This window comes from Actinomadura sp. NPDC048032, from assembly GCF_040653175.1.
Taxonomy (GTDB): Bacteria; Actinomycetota; Actinomycetes; order Streptosporangiales; family Streptosporangiaceae; genus Spirillospora; species Spirillospora verrucosospora.
Genome location: NZ_JBEZJP010000674.1, coordinates 1 through 2,684, shown reverse-complemented (window position 1 = coordinate 2,684; position 2,684 = coordinate 1). Strand labels below are relative to the sequence as shown.

Genomic DNA, 2,684 nt, shown 5'->3' with positions numbered 1-2,684 from the left:
GGCGTCCACCAGGAGCTGCCCTTCTACCAGGAGATCGAGTTCTACCCGCCGGGGCAGTACGCGCGCGGCATCAAGCAGCTCGAAGTGACGTTCGTGTCGTACCCGCAGTCGATGGAGGTCGTGCTGGAGCTCGACAAGCGCGGCGGGGTGTTCACCGAGGGCCATGACGCGTTCAGCCGGTTCACGGTCGACTACGCGACCGTCGAGCACACCAACTGGGAGCAGCAGCTCGACGGCTTCCTGCAGGAGGCCGGGCGCCGCCGGGGCTTCTTCTGACCGCCGGCCGGTCGATCACCGGGACCCCTCCGCGATGTTGATCGCGGAGGGGTCTCCGCGTAGAAAGGGGTCCCGTGCCCCAGCCCCCCGGACTGAACCACGCGGAACGGCGCCTCTGGACGGCGTTCCCCACCGGCGCGGCCGTCGTCCTCGGCGACGACCGCCCGGCCGGCCCCCTGCCCGACCGCATCGTCCGCGCCGAGATCATCACCCGGCTGCTGCTCGGCGAGTGCGAGCCGCGTCCCGGCGCGGTCGCGGCCGTCCGGCTCCGCGGCGCCTACGTCACCGGGCGGCTGGACGTCGCCGGGGGCCGCGTCGAGGCCGAGCTGCTCCTGGAGGACTGCCGGCTCGTCGAGGAGCCGGTGTTCGCCAACGCCGAGACGCGCCAGCTCCGGTTCTCCGGCTGCCGGATGCCCGGCTTCGACGGCGGCGGCCTGCGCACGGACGGCTTCCTCAGCCTGTCCGGGTCCGAGATCGAGGGGGAGGTGCGGCTGCCGCGGGCGCAGATCCTCGGCGGCCTGCGGATGAACGGGACGCGGGTCACCGCGTCGGCGCCGGAGAAGTGGGCGGTCTCCGGCGGCGCCCTCGTCGTGGACGCCGGGGCGTTCATCCGGGACGCCGAGATCACCGGCGGGGTGCGGTTCGTGGGAGCGCGGATGAACGGCGGGCTGTTCATGGAACGCACCACGCTCACCAATCCGGGCCGCATCGCGCTGGACGCGCAGAACATCGTCGTCGAGGACACCGCCGAGCTGAGCCACGGGTTCAGCACGTTCGGCACCGTCCGCCTGCGCAGCGCCCGCGTGAACGGCGTCCTGTCGTTCATCCGGGGCCGCCTGGACTCCTCCGACCCGGCGCGGATGGCCCTGCACGCCAGCCACATGCAGGTCGACGAGCTGCTGCTGTGGCCGGCGGAGCCGATCAAGGGCCGGGTGTCGCTGTCGTACTCCAGGATCGACCTGGTCATGGACCATCCGGACATCTGGCCGGACGAGCTGTACCTGAACGGCATGACGTACCAGACCCTGCGCGGCGCCGAGTTCAAGCACCGGCTCAGCTGGGTGTCGCGGGACCCGGAGTTCCACCTCCAGCCGTACGAGCAGCTGGCCGGCTGGTACCACGGCATCGGTCACGACGACCTGGCCCGGAAGGTGCAGCTCGCCAAGATGCGGGCGCGGCGCCGAGGGCTGCACCCGGTCGCCCGGGCGTGGAACCACGTGCTCGACTGGACGGTCGGGTTCGGCTACCGGCCCTGGCTGGCGTTCGCGTGGTTCGCCACCCTGCTGGCCGCCGGAACGACGGTGTTCTCGATCGAGCATCCGCGCGCGGTCAAGCCGCCGGACGAGCTGCCGTCCTTCCACGCGCTGATCTACACGCTGGACCTGCTGATCCCGCTCGACACGTTCGGGCAGCAGCTGTCCTACGACGCGGTGAACTGGTCCCGCTGGGTGGCGTATGCGCTGGTCGCGACGGGGTGGGTGCTGGTGACGGCGCTGATCGCCGGCGCGGCGCGGGTGCTGCGCCCGAACTGAGCGCGACCCCGCCTCGGGACGGGGCCGAACCAGCGCGCCGTCCCGCGCGTCCATCCGGGGTAGGGGATCGACGAGAATGGGGCGCCATGGGCACGTATCTGATCACGGGCGCGACCGGCGGCATCGGCACGGCGGTGGCGGAGCTGCTGCGCGAGCGCGGGCACGACCTCCTTCTCACCGGCCGCTCCGCCGAGCGCCTGGACAAGCTCGCGGCGACGCTGCGCGGGGGCGCGCACGCGGCCACGCAGGTCATCAACCGGGGGGCGGTCGCCTCGCCGCCCCGCGCGGCGTCGATCGGCACGATCCCGCTCGACCTGACCGAGCCGCGCCGCATCGAGGCGCGGCTCGCGGCGGTCGGGATCCCCGCCCGGCTGGACGGCGTCGTCCACGCGGCGGGCATGGTGCATCTGGGCACGGTCGCCGCCACCGAGGCCGACGAGTGGATCGAGCACCTGTCGGTCAACCTGGTGTCGGCCGCGGAGCTCACGCGGCTCCTGCTGCCCGCGCTGCGCGCCGCCGAGGGCCACGTGGTGTTCGTCAACTCCACGGCGGGGCTGCGCGCCAACCCCGAGTGGTCGGCGTACGCGGCGAGCAAGTTCGGCCTGCGGGCGCTGGCCGACTCGCTGCGCGCGGAGGAGCCGTCCCTGCGCGTCACGAGCGTCTACCCGGGGCGGACGGCCACGGAGATGCAGCGCAGCGTGCGCGCCCAGGAGGGCCACCCCTACGCCGAGGACGACTTCGCGGCCCCCGCCACGGTCGCGCGCGTGCTGGTCGCCGCGCTGGAGACGCCGCGGGACGCGGTCGTCTCGGACGTCACCGTCAGGCCGAACCCGTCGCGGAGCTGACGGTCGCGTCGCCGCCGGGCGGCGCCGCGAC

Annotated in this window: 3 protein-coding genes; all 3 read left to right on the top strand. The window is 73.5% G+C overall.

What is annotated here, in order from left to right; all coding sequences use genetic code 11:
- Positions 1-276: sporulation protein (locus AB0C69_RS40905; RefSeq protein ID WP_360361990.1), on the top strand; the 276-nt coding region annotated here is incomplete at its 5' end.
- Between the two features lie 74 nt (positions 277-350).
- The gene (locus AB0C69_RS40900) at positions 351-1,808 is read left to right on the top strand and encodes a hypothetical protein (RefSeq protein WP_360361987.1); all 1,458 of its coding nucleotides are present in this window, start codon (positions 351-353) and stop codon (positions 1,806-1,808) included.
- Positions 1,809-1,894: 86 nt separating this feature from the next.
- Positions 1,895-2,653 (top strand): SDR family oxidoreductase, encoded by a 759-nt coding sequence (locus AB0C69_RS40895; RefSeq protein ID WP_345171142.1) that lies wholly within the window; start codon positions 1,895-1,897, stop codon positions 2,651-2,653.
- Positions 2,654-2,684 lie beyond the last annotated feature (31 nt).